Below are 15,658 nucleotides of genomic sequence, written 5' to 3'. Positions count from 1 at the left end.
CCCGAGATCCTCCTCGGCACCGCGGGCCCGGCCCTGGTCGTGGCCCTGGTGCAGATGGTCCTCTTCGTCGCGGCCGCCGCGGTGTTGATGGGGCTGCCGGTGCCGGTGAACGCTCCCGTGCTGGTGTTGGGGGTGCTGGCCGGGGTCGCGGTGTTCGTCGCCCTGGCCGCCGTCAGCGCCGCCTTCACCCGCACGACGGAGCTGGCCCAGATCACCACGCTGCCCGTGCTCCTCGTGTGCTTCATCGGCGCGGGCATCGCGGTGCCACTCGATTCCCTGCCCTCCGGGGTCGCGGAGTTCCTGCGCTGGATGCCGCTCACGCCGGCCACCGAGCTGATGCGCCTCGGCTGGACGGGTCCGTCCTTCGGTGGGGCGCTGCGGTCGGCGCTCGCCCCGGCCGGGCTGCTCGCGGCCTGGACGGTGGTCGCCTGGCTGGGCGTCCGGCGCTGGTTCCGCTGGGAACCCCGCAGGTAGGGTCGGTGCGATGGTGACGTGGTGGCGGTCCAGGACGCAGGCGGAGCGCTTCGAGTTCTACACCCGGGCCAGCTTCTACGGCTACGTCGTCTTCGCGCCGCTGTTCATCGGGTCGTTCGTCAAGGTCGACATCGGTCTGTATCCGGCGCTGACGATCGCCGCCCTCACCGTCGTGCACACCGTCGTCTGCTTCCTGCTGGTGCGGACCGGCATCGGTCACTATCTCGGCCAGCAACCCCGCCCGGTCCGCCTGATGGTCCTGGGCGGGGTGCTGACCGTCGTGGGGGTCGGGGCGGGGTTCGCCGTCTACCCCGGGCAGCCCGACGGCCCGGCCTCGGCAGTGCTGCTCGTCCTGGCCGGCTGCTACATCGCCGCGCTGTCCACGGCGATCCGCCCCCGCTGGTCGGTCGTCGCGATCCTCCTGGCCTGCGGCGTCGCCGTCGCGGCCGGCCAGGGCGGCGTCGTGATCGCCCTCGGCGGCATGCTCGCCGGCGTCGTCTTCGCCTACCGCAGCTCGCTGTGGATGCTCGGCGTCGTCCGCGAGCTGGACCGGGCCCGGCACGTGCAGGCCGGGTTGGCGGTGGCGGAGGAGCGCCAGCGGTTCGCCCGCGACCTGCACGACGTCGTGGGCCGTACGCTGTCGGTCGTGTCCCTGAAGGCCGAGCTCGCCGCCCAGCTGGCCAAGCGCGGCCGCACCGAGGCGGTCGACGAGATGCTGGAGGTGCGCCGGATCGCCCAGGACTCGCTGGCCGAGCTCCGCTCGATCGTCGGCGGCTACCGCGCGGCGGGCCTGGCCACCGAGCTGGCGGGCGCGCGGGCCCTGCTGGCGTCGGCCGGGATCACCTGCCGGGTCGTGGGCGAGGCGGCCGACCTGCCGGAGCCGGTGCAGGGCGCACTGGGCTGGGTGGTCCGCGAGGGCACGACGAACCTGCTCCGCCACAGCGAGGCCCGCGCGTGCACCGTGACGCTCCGCTGCCTGCCGGGTGCCGTCAGCCTGGAGATGGAGAACGACGGTGCCCCGCCGGGCCCGGTCCCGTTCGGCGGCGGCCTGATCGGCCTGACGGAGCGCATCACGGCCCTGGGCGGCAAGGTCTCCGCGACCCGCCCGTCGGCGGGCATGTTCCGCCTGTCGGTGGAGCTCCCGCTCTCATGATCCGCATCCTGCTGGCCGACGACGAGCACCTGATCCGGGGCGCGCTGGCCGCGCTGCTGTCGCTGGAGGACGACCTGGAGGTGGTGGCCCAGGCGGCAACGGGCGGCGAGGCGCTGTCGCTGGCCCGCGCCCTGCGTCCGGACGTGGCGGTGCTGGACCTGCAACTGCCCGACCTGGACGGCGTGGCGGTGGCGGGCGTCCTGCACGCGGAGGTTCCGACCTGCCACACGATGATCGTGACCAGCCACGGCCTGCCGGGCCACTTGAAGCGCGCCCTGACCGGGGGAGTGCGCGGCTTCCTGGCCAAGACGGTGTCGGCGGAGACGCTGGCGACGGTGGTCCGCACGGTCCACGCCGGCGGCCGGTACGTGGACCCGCAGCTGGCGGCGGAGGCGATCACGGCGGGCGTCTCTCCCCTGACGACCCGGGAGTCGGAGGTGCTGTCACTGGCGGGGGACGGCGCCCCGGTGGAGGAGATCGCCCGCCGGGCGGCGCTGTCGCCGGGGACGGTGCGCAACTACCTGTCGTCGGCGGTGGGCAAGACGGGCGCGGCCAACCGCCACGAGGCGTCGCGGATCGCGAGAAGCCGCGGCTGGATCTGACGCACCTCGGCACCGCTGAGGCCGGTGCTGACCGCGGCGGCGATCAGGTGCCCTCGCGTGCGGACCGTCGTCGAACGGTCATTTCGAGAGGAACTCGAGGATGGCGTCCTTGGCCGCCGGGGAGTCCGGGTCCACCGTCAGCTTCGTGCCGTCGGGGCGGGTCAGGGTCAGCGGTTGCGGGCGGCGGCGCGTGCGGCGCCAGGCCTCGAAGGCCAGCCCGAAGTTGGCCGCCGCGGCCACGTGGGTCAGGACGAGGTTGATCACCTCGACCGCGTTCATCGTGCCGCCCGCGCCGGCGGCGGCCGTCACGTCGGCCGTGCGCAGCAGGTCGCGGTCGGCGCGCAGCCAGGAGTACAGGGTGCCGAGCTCGCTGGGGTCGGAGGTGATCTCGATCTGCACGGACTTGCTCCCGGGGGGTCTCGCCGGATCACGCAAGGCCACAGCATACGAACCCGGTGCCACCGGCGGCGGGAGCAGCGCGCCAGGTCTGGCCGATCGAACGAGGCCGTTCCGGACCGACCGGGCTCAGTAGGTGATGGTCATGCAGGCCACGCGGGCCCCGGCGGTGCCGGCCACGCCCGGGGAGGTCATCGTCGTCGCGGCGTGGATCACGAGCGATCCCGGGCGGTGCTCCGGGGTCAGCTCCCAGTCCTGTTCGGCGGTGGCCTCGCCGTGGCCCTGGTCGTTCGTCGTGAAGTCGAGCCAGATCTCGTTGTTGGGGTTGGCGTACTGCGGGTCCGCCGCGCCCGGCGACGGGTCCGGCTGGTGCTGGAAATGCCCGCCGGCCGCCTCCGGGGAGGGTCCGCACGGCTTCGCGTGCAGGTGGGCGCCGAAGCCGCGGTTGGGCACGAAGCCGTTGACGTCGAGCCGCACCTTGGTGTGGCCGCCGTCCTCGCGGATCGCCAGCTGCGCGGACCCGGTGCCCTTGACGACGCTCGGGTCGTAGAGGAAGGCGGTGGTACCGGGCGGCGCCCCGGAGGCGGGCGTGAACGTGCCCTTCACGACGACGGCAGCCGGTCCGGAGACGCTGGCCGCGATCGGCTTGTCGGGGCCGTCCCCGCCGCCGCTGCAGCCACCGACCAGCAAGAGCACCACGACAACGCCAACGCCAACCCGCACGCACCTACCCTGGCCGGGGTCAGGTGCGGGACACCGGCGAACCGGAGCCGATCACCCGATCGGTCACCACGTCGGCCGCGACCCTGGCAACCCCGCGCGGCCGGCCGGTGCGCAGCAGGGTGGTCAGGTGGTCGGCCGGGGCGGGCATGCCGAGCAGGTAGCCCTGCGCGAACGGGACGTGGAGGTGGCGCAGCCGGTCGAGCTGCTCGTCGCTCTCCACGCCCTCGGCCGTCACGTCCAGGCCCGTGCTGCGGCCCAGGTCGGCCAGCAGCTTGATGACCGCGTGGTCGTTGCGGTTGGCCAGCATGCCGGCGACGAACGATCGGTCGATCTTCACGCCGGTCACCGGCAGGACGGACAGGTGGCGCAGGGTAGCCGAGCCGGCGCCCATGTCGTCCAGGACGATGCCGACCCCGTTGTTGCGCAGCTCGCGCAGCTGGCGGGTGACGTCCTGCAGCTGGGCCAGGTCGGCCGACTCGGGCAGCTCGACGCGCAGCCGGGCCGGGGCGAGCGAGGCGCGGTCGGTGCTGGCGAGGACCTGGCCGGCCAGGCCGGCGCCGACGAGCGTCTCGACGGTGAGGTTGACGTTCACGTACCGCGGCGCCTGCGCCCCCAGCGTGAAGTCCCACTCGGCCAGGTCGGCGCAGGCGCGGTCGAGCACCCAGCGGTCCAGCGCCGGCAGCAGCCGGGCCCGGTGCACGTCGGGCAGGAAGCGGTCCGGCGTGAGCAGCCCGTGCCGCGGGTGCTGCCAGCGCACGAGGGCCTCGACGGAGTGGACCCGGCCGTCGGTCAGGCCCATGATCGGCTGGTAGAACAGCCGCAGCTCGCCCCGGTCGATCGCGGTCAGGATGCCGTCGGAGATGTGCGGGTCGAGCTGCGCGCCGACGTCCAGGACGATGCGGACGGTGTCGCCGCCGGACTGCTTCGCGCGGTACATGGCCATGTCGGCCTCGCTGAGCAGCGTCTCCGCGTCCGTCCCGGCGGCGCCGACCGCGACGCCGACGCTGGCCACGCTGTGCGCGCCGGCCGGCAGCTCCGGGTCGGCGGTGGCGATCGCCAGCCGGAACCGCTCGCCGAGCGCGACCGCCGACAGGTCGGGGCGGGACCCGCCGGCGATCCGGCCGAGGACCGCGAACTCGTCGCCGCCGAGCCGGGCCACGAGGTCGCCGTCGCGGGCCGCGTTCACCAGGCGGTGGGCGGCGGAGATGATGAGCCGGTCGCCGACGTTGTGCCCGAGCGTGTCGTTGACCTGCTTCATCCGGTCGAGGTCAACGAACACGACGGCGACGCCCGGCTGGTGGGTGTCGCGGCAGGCGGCCGCGAGCCGGTTGAGGAAGTGCGACCGGTTGACCAGCCCGCTCAGCGGGTCGCGCACCGCCCGGTGGGCCATGAGGTCGGCGAGCGCCTCGTAGAGCCGGGCCGCCGACACCCGGGCGAGCCGCCCGCCGGGCCGGCGCACCAGCACGTCGTCGTAGCGGCGGACCCGGTCGCGCCGGCCGAGCTGCTCGCAGACGTCGATGACGAGCGCCTCCTCGTCGACGATCATCGGGGCCGGGTCGGCGGTGCGGCCGACGGGGGTCTTCTCCCACAGCGCGCGGCCGTAGCCGAACGGGCCCGACATCAGCTGGAAGAAGCGGTCGCGGCTGATCAGGCCGATGCCGCCGTCGAGATACAGCACGGCCACGCACGGCAGCCCGGGCTCCGTGCGGAAGCTCATGTCGAGCTCCGAACAGCGCATGGTGGCGTCGACGACGGCGACCTGCCGAGCGAGCGGCCCGACGGTCTCGGGCGGGCTCACGGGTGTGACCTGCGGCACGGGATCCATCATCGGCGCGTGGCCCGCGACCGCAAATGAACATTTGCCGTCAGGCGGACTCGCGGACCACCAGTTCGGTCGGCAGGAGCCGGGACGCGGCCGGCTCGCGGCGGATCAGGCGGAGCAGGACATCGACCATGTTGCGGCTCACGAGTTCCAGCGGCTGGCGGATCGTGGTCAGGGCCGGGTCGGTCTCCCGGGCGATCCGCGAGTCGTCGAAGCCGCCGACCGCCACGTCGTCGGGGACGCCGCGGCCGGCGCGGCGTAACTCGGTCAGGGCGCCCGCCGCGAGCGAGTCGGAGGCGGCGAAGACCGCGTCGATGTCGGGGCTGGTCGCCAGCAGGCGGCGCATCGCCTCGGCGCCGGCCGAGTGGCTGTAGCTCGGCGCGTCGACGACCAGCCGGCGCAGCGCCCGGCGGCCCAGGACGTCGCGGTAGCCCTCCAGCCGCTCGGCGCCGCCGGCGATCTGCGGGCAGCCGATCATGCCGATCCGCTTGCGGCCCTGCTCCACCAGGTGCCGGGTCATCTGCCGCGCCCCCTCGCGGTCCTCGGCCGCCACGTAGGGGATGCCGATGTCCCCGGCCGGCTTGCCGCAGGCGACGGTGGGCACGTCGCCGCGGGCCAGGCTGGCGATCAGCGAGTCGCCGGAGTGCGCGGAGATCAGCAGCACCCCGTCGACGTGGCCGCCCCGCACGTACCGCAGCACCCGGTCCCGCTCGTCCTCGTCGGACTCCAGCATGAGGATGAGGCTGATGTCGTGCGCGGCGAGCGCCTGGGTGCAGGCCCGCAGCAGGACGCTGAAGTTGGGGTCCTCGAACAGCCGCTCCTGCGGCTCGGACAGCACGAACGCCACCGCGTCGGACCGCTTGGTGACCAGGCTCCGGGCGCTCTGGTTGACGGTGTAGCCGGTCTGCCGCATGGCCCGCTCGACGGCCTTCAGCGCGGCCGGGCTCACATACCGCGCGCCGTTGAGCACCCGCGAGACGGTGCCCCGCGACACGCCGGCGAGCTCGGCGACGTCGTCGATCGTCGGCCCGCGCCGCATCGCCCGCCGGGCGGCGCCGCGGGACTTGGGATGCGGGGCATCCGGAGTGGTGCCGTCGGACACAGCGCTCCCTCGTACAGAACCGTCACTCAGCCTACTTCGGCGGCGGCACGGCGTTGTCCCGCGCCACGCGCCCCAGCCAGCGTGCGCTCGTCTTGGGCACCCGCCGCTGGTCAGCGTAGTCGACGTGCACGATGCCGAAGCGTGCGGCGAAGCCCTCCGCCCACTCGAAGTTGTCGAGGAGCGTCCACACGAAGTACCCCCGGACATCCACCCCTTCCGAGATCGCCTCGCGCAGCGCGAGCAGGTGCCCGTGCAGGTAGTCGACCCGCAGCGGGTCGTCGACGCTCCCGTCGGCCGCCACGACGTCCGGGAAGGCGGCGCCGTTCTCGGTGACGAACAGCGGCGGCAGCCCCGGGTAGTCGTCGCGCAGCATGACGAGGACCTCGCGCAGGCCGTCGGGCTCGACCGGCCAGCCGACCGTGGTGACCGGCAGCCCGGGCGGGGCCAGCTCCTCGGCCCGCAGCGCCCCGTGCGGCACCGCGCGGGCGTAGATGCGCCGGTAGTAGTTGACGCCGAGGAAGTCGACCGGCGCGGCGATCAGGTCCAGGTCGCCGTCGCGGACCGCGTCGAGCGCGACCGGGTAGCGGCCGGTCAGCAGCGGGTCGAGGAAGAGCCGGTGGCTGTCGACGTCGACCCGGCGGGCCGCGGCGACGTCCTGCGGGTCGGGGGAGTAGGGCAGCACGGGACTCACGTCGAGCGTGATGCCCAGCGTGTTGCCGCCCGGCCGCAGCGCCTGCAGCGCCAGGCCGTGCCCGAGCAGCAGGTGGTGCACGGCCCGGTCGCGCAGTGCGAGGTCCCGGACACCCGGCGCGTGGATCCCGGTGCCGTAGCCCGCGTGGCTGGCCACCTTCGGCTCGTTGATCGTCGTCCAGTGCCGCACGGTGTCGCCGAGCGCGTCGTGGACCAGCGCCGCGTACTCGGCGAACCGGTGCGCCGTGTCCCGCTCCGGCCAGCCGCCCGCGTCCTGCAGCGCCTGCGGGAGGTCCCAGTGGTAGAGGGTGACGTACGGCGTGACGCCGCGCTCCAGCAGCCGGTCGACCACGCGCCGGTAGTGGTCGAGGCCCTTCTGGCTGGCCGGGCCGCGACCGTCGGGCTGGATGCGCGGCCAGGCGATCGAGAAGCGGTAGGCGCCCAGCCCGAGGCCGGCGAGCAGGTCGACGTCCTGCGGGTAGCGGTGGTAGTGGTCGCAGGCGACGTCGCCGGTGTCGCCGCCGGCGATCGCGCCCGGCACCCGAGTGAAGGTGTCCCAGATGGACGGGCCGCGGCCGTCCTCGTCGACGGCGCCCTCCACCTGGTACGCGGCGGTGGCCGCGCCCCACACGAAGCCATCCGGAAACCGCATGGTCATCCCTTCATCGAGCCGCTCACGAGGTCGAGCCGCCAGTACCGCTGCAGGAACAGGAACAGCGCGATGAGCGGCAGGATGGACAGGAACACGCCCATGATCACCAGCGAGTAGAGGGCCGGCTGGCTGGCGCCCTGGTTGAGCATGGAGAACAGGCCGACGGTGAGCGGGAAGCGCCGGTCGTCGGCGATCATGATGTACGGCAGGAGGAAGTTGTTCCAGATCGCGATGAACTGGAGCAGGAACAGCGTCACCATGCCCGGGACCATCGGCGGCAGCCCGATCCGCCAGGCGAGGCGGTACTCGCCCGCCCCGTCGACCCGCCCGGCCTCCAGCATGTCGTCGTGGACGACCGCCGAGGCGTAGATGCGGGAGAGATAGATGCCGTACGGGCTGATGATGCTGGGCAGCAGGACCGCCCAGTACGAGTCGACCAGGCCGAGCTCGGAGATGAGCAGGTACTGCGGGACGGCCAGGGTGATCTGCGGGACGAGCACCCCGGCCAGGATGACCAGGAAGATCGCCTCGCGGCCGGGGAAGCGGTACTTCGCCAGGGCGTAGCCGGCGATCGTGGACACGGCGACGGACAGCGCCGCGCCCAGGCCCGCGTAGAACAGGCTGTTGAGCGCCCACCGGCCGAAGACGCCGTCGCGGAAGCTCAGCAGGTGGGTCAGGTTGTAGGTGAAGCCGCCCTCGAAGGTCGGCCAGAACGAGAACGTGCTGAACAGCTCGTCCGGGCCCTTGGTCGCGGCGAACACCACCCAGAGCACCGGGCCGACGCAGTAGAGCGCGCCCAGCACGAGGATCAGCGTCGGTGCCAGTCTTCCCCTCATGACCCGAACGCCCGCTTCTGCAGCATCCGCAGTACCGTCGCGGAAACCACCAGCGTGCCCAGCGCGAGCACGACCGAGGCCGCGGCTGCCGTGTGGATGTCGCTGTTGACGAATGCGTCGGTGTAGACGGCCATGAGCGGCACCCACGTGGACGGGATGGCGTCGGTGAGCGGCCGCAGCGTCGCCGGCTCGCTGAACACCTGCAGCGTCGAGATGAGCGCGAAGATGCCGGTCATCACCAGGGCCGGCGTGAGCAGCGGCAGCTTCACCCGCAGCGCGATCTGCACCTCGGTGGCCCCGTCGATGCGGGCGGCGTCGTAGAGCTCCTGCGGGATGCCGCGCAGCGCCGTGTAGAGCACGATCATGTTGAAGCCGACGCCGCCCCACACGCCGATGTTCGCCACCGCGTACAGCACCGAGCCCTGGGTGAGGAAGTCGGGCGCCGGCAGGCCGAGGCCCTCGGCGGCGTCCCGGATGGGGCTGACCTTCGGCAGGTACAGGAACCCCCACAGCAGCGAGGCGATCACGCCGGGCACCGCGTAGGGCAGGAAGATGCCGATCCGCGAGGCCCGCGCGAAGCGGACCCCGGGCGTGTCGAGCAGCAGGGCGAACAGCAGCGCCAGGCCCATCATCGTCGGCACCACGATCGCGCCGTAGCCGAGCAGCCGGACGAGGCCGTCGACGTAGTCGGGGTGGCTGAGCACGTCCGCGTAGTTCTCCAGGCCGACGAACCGCTCGACGCGCAGTCCCAGGCCCCCGCCGGTGACCCGGGACGCGCGCAGGCTCAGCCACACCGTGTAGCCGATGGGGACGAGCAGGAAGAGCACGAGCAGGACGACGGCCGGGCTGAGCATCACGTACGGGGTGGGGCCGGCGGACCGGCGGGGCCGGCGCACCGCTATGCGCCCTTGACCGTGAAGCCCTGCTTCTTCAGGTCCGCGACGGACGCGGCCTGCAGGGCGTCGGTGGCGGCGGTGAAGTCGCTCTTGTCCTGGATCGCCTTGGCGAAGATGTCGCTGTACTGGCCGTAGGTGACGTTGACGTTCGGCGCCCAGTTGAAGCCGCGCGCCGTCTTGGCGATCGCCGCGGCGTCGGCGTAGAACGTGGGCTGGTTCGGCATCATTGCGGGCGCCTTCGACAGCGCCGGCGTCGACTGGCCCTTCGTCGCGGCCGGGTAGATGCCGCCCGCGCTCACCAGCAGCTCCACCGACTCGGGGTCGGTGTTGAGCCACTTCACGAACTTCTCGGCCTGCGCCTGCTGCTTCGACTTGGCCCAGATCGCGGTCGCCGAGCCGCCCCAGTAGCCGGTCGCCGGTGCGCCGGCGTCCCACTGCGGCATCGGGACCATCTTCCACTTGCCCTTGGTGCTGCCCGCGACGCCTTCGAGCACGCCCGCGCCCCAGATGGCGCTGGGCCAGGCGAGCAGCGTGCCGTCGCTCATGGCGGTGTTCCATTCCGGGGTGTACATCGGCTTGCCCGACAGCGTGCCGTCGTTGACGAGCTTCCCCCAGAAGTCGGCGACCTTCTTGGTGGCCGCGTCGTTGATGGCCACGGTCCAGGTGCCGTTGTCGTTGGTCCACCAGTTGGCGCCGGCCTGCTCGGCGAGGCCGGCGAACCAGCCGGGGTCGCCGGAGGAGAAGGTGGCGAGGTACCGCTTCGGGTCCTTCTGCCGGACCACCTTCGCGACCTCGGCGAACTCGGCCCAGGTCTTCGGCACCGTGAGGCCGTACTGCGTGAAGAGATCCTCGCGGTAGTACAGCATCATCGGCCCCACGTCCTGCGGGATGCCGTAGGTCTTGCCGCCGAACGAGGTGAGGCTCCAGGTCCCGTCGGTGAATTCGGACTTGACGCTGCTCGCGACGGCCGACAGGTCCTTGGCCACGCCGTTGGTGATGAGCACCGGCAGCGCCTGGTACTCGGCCTGCATGAGGTCGGGCGCGTTGCCGGCCCGGTGCGCGGTGAGGATCTTCGTGATGAGCTCCTCGCCCTGCGCGAGGCGGTTGACGGTGACCTTCTGCGTCGGGTTCTTCTTGTTCCACCCGTCGACGACCTGCTCGATGTTCGTGGCCCAGGTCCAGAACTGCAGGTCGGCGGGGTCGTCGGGGCCGCCGCTGGTGGGGGTGTCGGAGTCGTCGTCGCTGCATGCGGCGAGCAAGGTGGCGCCGGCGACGGCCTTCAGGAAGGTGCGCCGGGAGTGGTTGCTGGGCATGGTCGCCCTCCAGATCCGCGATTCGGGGGTGTGTGGTCTGTGAGCGATCACAGAGTCAACACCCGTGCCCGGTGCTGTCAACCCCTAGTGACAAGATTGTTTCTGGGAAAATCGGGTGTGGAACATCTGTGAGCGGTCACGTACGGTGCCTCCCATGAGCTTAGTCCTCGTCACCGGGTCGTCCGACGGGATCGGCGCGGAGATCGCCGCCGAGCTGACCCGCCGCGGACATCACGTGGTGCGGCACGGCCGTCACCGCCCGGACCTGCACGGCGAGTTCGTCGTCGGCGACTTCGCCTCGCTGGCCTCGACCCGCGCGATGGCTCTGTCGTTGCCCGAGCTCGACGTGGTGATCCACAACGCCGGCTGGGCGCCCCGCGGCGACCGGCGGCCGGTGACGGCCGACGGCATCGAGGAGACGTTCCAGGTCAACGTCGTCGCGCCGTACCTGCTGACCGCGCTCGCCCCGCCGTCCGCCCGGCTGGTGTTCGTGAGCTCCGACGCGATCGCCCGGGCCAAGCTGGACGTCGACGACCTGCAGCTCTCACAGTCGTGGACGGCCGGCGCCGCCTACGCCAACGCGAAGCTCGCCCTGACCGCCCTCGCGTTCGCGGTGGCCCGCCGCCGCCCCGACCTGCGCTGCAACGCGGTGCACCCGGGGTGGATCCGCACGAAGATGAGCGACTACTCGGCCCCGTTCGGCGTCGCACGGGGTGCCGAGACGCCGGTCTGGCTGGCCACGTCGTTCCAGCCGGCGGCCGTCGTGACCGGCGCGTTCTTCCACGACCGCCGCGAGGTGCGGCTCAATCCGCAGGCTGACGACCGCTCGGTCCAGTCGGCGGTCCTCGCGCATTGCGCCGCGCTCACGGGGGTTGACCTCTCCGTCTGAAGGGAACCGCCATGTCCCTGACCCGACGCACGCTGCTCGCCGGTGTCGGCTTCGCCGCGTTGCCGCTGCCCCCTGCGGTCCGTGCCGTCGCATTGCGCGGCGTCCGCGGTGCCGACATCTCGTTCACGCTGCAGGAGGAGGCGGCCGGCGTGCGGTACCGTTTCCGCGGCCGGACGGACCGCATCGAGAACATCCTGCGCGCGGCCGGCGCCACCTGGGTCCGCCTGCGCGTGTGGACCGCCCCGCCGCCCGGCTACAGCGACCTCGACCAGGCTCTCCGCCTGGCCGCCCGGGCCAAGCGGGCCGGCCTGAAGGTGCTGCTCGACCTGCACTACTCCGACTTCTGGGCCGACCCCGGCCACCAGGACACCCCGGCCGCCTGGGCCGGCCAGGACCTGGCGACCCTCACGGCGACGGTCCGCTCCTACACCGCCGACGTGGTGACGGCCTTCGCCCGCCAGGGCACGCCGGTCGACATGATCCAGACCGGCAACGAGGTCACGGCCGGCATGCTGTGGCCGGTCGGCCAGATCTACCGCCCGTCGGGCGCCGACTGGGCGGGCTTCACGACGTTGCTCGAAGCGGCGCTCACGGGCGCCCGGGCCGCCACGCCGCGCGGCCACCGGCTGCTGACGATGGTGCACATCGACCGCGGCGGCGACAACGGCGGCGCGCGGTGGTTCTATGATCGGGTCGGGGTGGCGTTCGACGTGATCGGCCTGTCGTACTATCCGTTCTGGCACGGCGCACTGTCGGCGCTGTCGGCCAACCTGACGGACCTGGCGACCCGCTACGGCAAGCCGATCGTGGTGACCGAGACCTCGTATCCGTGGACGATGGCCAACGGCGACCCCCTGCCCAACCTCCTGACCGACCCGTCGGCCCTCCCGGACGGCGCGGCGTACCCCCCGACCCCGGCGGGCCAGGCCGCGTACTTCCGCGAGCTGCGCCGCATCCTGTCCGGGGTGCCGTCGGGCCTGGGCGCGGGCTTCTTCGCCTGGGAGCCCGGCTGGCTGCCGGGCGTGGGCTGGACCCCCGGCGAGGGCAACCCCAACGACAACCTGACGTTGTTCGACTGGTCAGGCAACGCCCTCCCGGCCCTGACGGCGGCCTACGCCCGGTGACCCGCGCCCGGTGACCCGCGCCCGGTGACCCGCGCCCGTAGTTGACCTTGGAACTCTGCGGACGCCCTGGCGGCGGTAACCCACCAAGGTCAACTGCCGGGTCGGCGAGGTCTGCCAGATCGGCGTCAGAGGAGCGTCAGCGTCAGGTCCAGGCGGGTCGGAGCGGCTGCCAGGAGGTACGCCGGCAGCGGGCCCGGGCCGCACGATGCCGAGCCGATGCCGTGGTGGCCCGCGTCCAGCGTCAGCCACGTCCGGCCGTCCGCGGACAGGTCCGTCGGGTGCGTGGCCGCGTCCAGGGCGCCCGCCGGCCACGGGCGGACCGTCAGGCCGAACGGCACCGCGCCCGCCACGCGCAGGCCCGCGCCGCCGGTGGACGTCAGCGTGGCCCAGCGGACCTCGGCGCGGCGGCCGTTCTCCTGGGGGAAGACATACGGCGTCTGCATCCCCGCCACCGACGCCGAGAACCGGCCGACCCGTGTCGCCAGGCCGGTATCAGGGTATGCCTCGCCAGGACCGCGCCCGAACCACGTTACCTCCGACAGCGCGCCGGGCAGCGCCAGCACCAGCCCCAGCATCGGCAGCGGGACGTCCCACGGCCCGTCCGGGGAGACGTCCACGACGAGGCGCACGCTCTCGTCGTCCACGCAGCTCCAGGTGTACCGCACGTGCAGCCCCGCGGTCGACGCCGCCGCGGCCACGCGGGTCCGGACGGTGAGCGCCGCCGGGCCGGCGGAGACCTCGTCGACGCGGCTGGTCAGGCGGTGCAGGCCGGCCGCCCGCCAGCGCGGCTCCAGGGCCTCGCCGTGGGCGCCGCGGTCGTTGTCGGTCAGCGGGCGCCAGACCTGCAGCGAAGGACCGTCGACCGCGAGCGGGCCGAGGCGGGTCAGGCGGCCGGCGGCGTCGAAGGTGGCCGGGCCGACCCGGATCGATCCGCCGTCGACCACGGGGCCGGCCGCCGGAGCCGGTCGGAGCGAAGGCGCCGCGGCCGCGCCGACGCGGAACTGCGCCCAGGCGATCTCGTGACCGGCCGGCGCCCAGGCGGTGTCCTCGGCCAGGACGGCGCGGACGGCCAGAAACGCCTCCCCGGCGGTCTCCGGCAGGTCCGGCAGGTCCACGTCCGCGACCGCCCCCGGCCCGGCGGCCAGGGCGACCAGCGTCCCGCGGGCGACCTCGACGCCGTCGTCCTCCAGCGTCCACACGAACCGGAGATGGGTGAGGTCCGAGACGGCGTACCGGTTGGCGATCGTCAGGGCCGCGCCGGTACGCGTGATGCGGACCGGCTCCACGGCCTTCTTCAGGTCGAGCAGGCCCGGCGACGGGGTCCGGTCCGGGAAGAGCAGGCCGTCGGCGACGAAGTTCCCGTCGTGGAGGGCCTCGCCGAAGTCGCCGCCGTAGGCGTAGTACTCGCGGCCGTCCGGTGTGCGGGCGCGCAGGCCGTGGTCGATCCACTCCCACACGAAGCCGCCCTGGCAGCGGGGGTACCGCTCGTAGAGCTCCTGGTACTCGGCGAGGCCGCCGGGGCCGTTGCCCATCGCGTGGGCGTACTCGACGTGGATGAACGGCAGCGCGCGCCGGCGGGCGTCGAGGACCGGGTCGGGCAGCGGCTCCTCGGCGTGCCGGCCGATCGCGTCGACCTCGGCGTGGGTGAGGTACATCCGGCTGTACACGTCGACGTCGCGGCAGGTCCAGTCGCGCTCGTACAGCAGCGGGCGGCTGTCGTCGCGGGCCTTCGCCCAGGCGGCCATCGCGGCCAGGTTGCGCCCGGCGCCGCTCTCGTTGCCCAGCGACCACAGCACGACGCTCGGGTGGTTCTTGTCCCGCTCGACCATGCGCCGCATGCGGTCGACGCACAGCGCCTCGAACCGCGGGTCGTCGGCCGGGTTGCCGCGCCAGTCGTGGTGCCAGAAGCCGTGGGTCTCCAGGTCGCACTCGTCGACGACCAGCAGCCCGTACTCGTCGCACAGCTCCAGGAACCGCGGGTGTGGCGGGTAGTGGCTGGTGCGCACGGCGTTGACGTTGTGCCGCTTCATGAGCAGGACGTCGGCGAGCATGTCGTCCTCGGTGACGGCGCGGCCGCGGTCGGGGTGGAACTCGTGGCGGTTCACGCCGCGGAACAGCACCCGGCGGCCGTTGAGGGTGAGCACCCCGTCCTCGATCGCGACCGTCCGGAACCCGGCCCGCACGGTGACGGTCTCGGCGCCGGTGCTGACGACGACGTCGTACAGCCGCGGCGACTCGTCCGACCACGGCTCGACGTGGGGGACGTGTACGACCTGGCCGGAAGGTGCGACGAGGCCGAGCTCCGGCACGCGCACCTCGGCGCCGGTCGCCTCGACGAGCAGGGCGCCGGAGCCGGTGTGGTGGTCGTAGGACGCGCGGACCCAGACGTCGTCCAGTGCGCCCGAGGCGGGCCGCGACACCAGCGTCACGCCGCGGAACAGGCCCGAGAGCCACCACATGTCCTGGTCCTCGAGGTACGAGCCCGCGCTCCACTGCACCACCCGCACCGCCAGGACGTTCTCCGGGCGCAGCAGTGCGGTCACGTCGAACTCGGTCGGCAGGCGGCTGCCCGTCGTCGTGCCCACCTCGGTCCCGTTGAGCCACACCCGCGCCGCCGAGTCCGCGCCGTCGAACCGCAGCCAGGTCCGCCCGGCCGGCCAGTCCGGCGGCACGGAGAACGAGCGGCGGTAGTCGCCGGTCGGGTTCGCGGACGGCACCCGCGGCGGGTCGAGCGGGAAGGGGTAGTCGACGTTCGTGTACGCGGGTGCCCCGTGGCCGGCCAGCTGCCAGTGCGACGGCACCGCGAGGATGCTCCAGCCCGAGTCGTCGAACGCGGGCGACGCGAAGTCGTCGGCGCCGTCGGCTCGCTCGGCGAAGCGGAACCGCCAGTCGCCGTCGAGCGGCAGCGACGGCGCGGAGGTCGTCGATCGGGCGCGGGCGGGCAGGGCCGCCGGCGACGGCGTGAGGGACTCGAACCAGGCGATCA

14 protein-coding genes are annotated in these 15,658 nt (G+C 73.1%); 5 read left to right on the top strand and 9 right to left on the bottom strand.

Features of this window, described 5'->3' with window-relative positions:
* From IEZ31_RS56635 to IEZ31_RS17135, 3 genes are all read left to right on the top strand, one after another.
* On the top strand, positions 1-474 hold a 474-nt coding region (locus IEZ31_RS56635; RefSeq protein WP_229835301.1), incomplete at its 5' end, for an ABC transporter permease.
* Between the two features lie 10 nt (positions 475-484).
* Positions 485-1,627 carry a sensor histidine kinase gene (locus IEZ31_RS17140; RefSeq protein ID WP_190250873.1) on the top strand — a complete coding sequence of 381 codons (1,143 nt, stop codon included), beginning with the start codon at positions 485-487 and terminating at the stop codon, positions 1,625-1,627.
* Positions 1,624-2,229 carry a response regulator transcription factor gene (locus IEZ31_RS17135; protein WP_190250872.1) on the top strand — a complete coding sequence of 202 codons (606 nt, stop codon included), beginning with the start codon at positions 1,624-1,626 and terminating at the stop codon, positions 2,227-2,229. The genes IEZ31_RS17140 and IEZ31_RS17135 overlap by 4 nt, the downstream gene beginning before the upstream one ends.
* A gap of 78 nt (positions 2,230-2,307) precedes the next feature.
* Here the strand turns inward: IEZ31_RS17135 and IEZ31_RS17130 are convergent, their stop codons facing one another.
* The 8 genes from IEZ31_RS17130 to IEZ31_RS17095 form a co-directional block, all read right to left on the bottom strand.
* Complete coding sequence (locus IEZ31_RS17130; RefSeq protein ID WP_190250871.1) at positions 2,308-2,628, bottom strand: effector-associated constant component EACC1; 321 nt, start codon at positions 2,626-2,628, stop codon at positions 2,308-2,310.
* A 126-nt stretch (positions 2,629-2,754) separates the two neighbouring features.
* Positions 2,755-3,348 (bottom strand): superoxide dismutase family protein, encoded by a 594-nt coding sequence (locus IEZ31_RS17125; protein ID WP_190250870.1) that lies wholly within the window; start codon positions 3,346-3,348, stop codon positions 2,755-2,757.
* 19 nt (positions 3,349-3,367) lie between these two features.
* Complete coding sequence (locus tag IEZ31_RS17120) at positions 3,368-5,164, bottom strand: putative bifunctional diguanylate cyclase/phosphodiesterase (protein WP_190250869.1); 1,797 nt, start codon at positions 5,162-5,164, stop codon at positions 3,368-3,370.
* Between the two features lie 49 nt (positions 5,165-5,213).
* Positions 5,214-6,272: a LacI family DNA-binding transcriptional regulator gene (locus IEZ31_RS17115; protein ID WP_229835298.1), complete on the bottom strand. Its 1,059-nt coding sequence runs from the start codon at positions 6,270-6,272 to the stop codon at positions 5,214-5,216.
* A 31-nt stretch (positions 6,273-6,303) separates the two neighbouring features.
* Positions 6,304-7,620, bottom strand: a complete 1,317-nt coding sequence (locus tag IEZ31_RS17110; RefSeq protein WP_229835297.1) for a GH1 family beta-glucosidase — start codon at positions 7,618-7,620, stop codon at positions 6,304-6,306.
* A complete protein-coding gene (locus IEZ31_RS17105; protein WP_190250867.1) occupies positions 7,617-8,450 on the bottom strand; it encodes a carbohydrate ABC transporter permease in 834 nt (277 codons plus the stop codon). The genes IEZ31_RS17110 and IEZ31_RS17105 overlap by 4 nt, the downstream gene beginning before the upstream one ends.
* On the bottom strand, positions 8,447-9,346 hold the full coding sequence (locus IEZ31_RS17100; RefSeq protein ID WP_229835296.1) for a carbohydrate ABC transporter permease: 900 nt from the start codon (positions 9,344-9,346) through the stop codon (positions 8,447-8,449). Before IEZ31_RS17100 ends, IEZ31_RS17105 begins: the two co-directional genes overlap by 4 nt.
* Positions 9,347-9,348: 2 nt before the next feature.
* Positions 9,349-10,659 carry an ABC transporter substrate-binding protein gene (locus tag IEZ31_RS17095; RefSeq protein ID WP_190250866.1) on the bottom strand — a complete coding sequence of 437 codons (1,311 nt, stop codon included), beginning with the start codon at positions 10,657-10,659 and terminating at the stop codon, positions 9,349-9,351.
* Between the two features lie 154 nt (positions 10,660-10,813).
* On the opposite strand from IEZ31_RS17095, the gene IEZ31_RS17090 reads away from it, so the two are divergent.
* Positions 10,814-11,548 carry an SDR family NAD(P)-dependent oxidoreductase gene (locus IEZ31_RS17090; RefSeq protein ID WP_190250865.1) on the top strand — a complete coding sequence of 245 codons (735 nt, stop codon included), beginning with the start codon at positions 10,814-10,816 and terminating at the stop codon, positions 11,546-11,548.
* A gap of 11 nt (positions 11,549-11,559) precedes the next feature.
* Positions 11,560-12,672, top strand: coding sequence for a glycoside hydrolase family 53 protein (locus tag IEZ31_RS17085; protein ID WP_229835289.1), 1,113 nt, complete (start codon positions 11,560-11,562; stop codon positions 12,670-12,672).
* Between the two features lie 125 nt (positions 12,673-12,797).
* On the opposite strand, the gene IEZ31_RS17080 is transcribed toward IEZ31_RS17085, so the two are convergent.
* A partial coding sequence (locus tag IEZ31_RS17080) for a glycoside hydrolase family 2 TIM barrel-domain containing protein (RefSeq protein ID WP_229835286.1) occupies positions 12,798-15,658 on the bottom strand: 2,861 nt, incomplete at its 5' end.

The sequence above is a fragment of the Dactylosporangium sucinum genome (assembly GCF_014647515.1).
Lineage (GTDB): Bacteria > Actinomycetota > Actinomycetes > Mycobacteriales > Micromonosporaceae > Dactylosporangium > Dactylosporangium sucinum.
This window is presented reverse-complemented; position numbering and strand designations above follow the sequence as displayed.

Coding starts and splice junctions, on each gene's coding strand:
- IEZ31_RS17140 (WP_190250873.1), top strand. CDS start 485: ATGGTGACGTGGTGGCGGTCCAGGACGCAGGCGGAGCGCTTCGAGTTC.
- IEZ31_RS17135 (WP_190250872.1), top strand. CDS start 1,624: ATGATCCGCATCCTGCTGGCCGACGACGAGCACCTGATCCGGGGCGCG.
- IEZ31_RS17110 (WP_229835297.1), bottom strand. CDS start 7,620: ATGACCATGCGGTTTCCGGATGGCTTCGTGTGGGGCGCGGCCACCGCC.
- IEZ31_RS17105 (WP_190250867.1), bottom strand. CDS start 8,450: ATGAGGGGAAGACTGGCACCGACGCTGATCCTCGTGCTGGGCGCGCTC.
- IEZ31_RS17095 (WP_190250866.1), bottom strand. CDS start 10,659: ATGCCCAGCAACCACTCCCGGCGCACCTTCCTGAAGGCCGTCGCCGGC.
- IEZ31_RS17090 (WP_190250865.1), top strand. CDS start 10,814: ATGAGCTTAGTCCTCGTCACCGGGTCGTCCGACGGGATCGGCGCGGAG.
- IEZ31_RS17085 (WP_229835289.1), top strand. CDS start 11,560: ATGTCCCTGACCCGACGCACGCTGCTCGCCGGTGTCGGCTTCGCCGCG.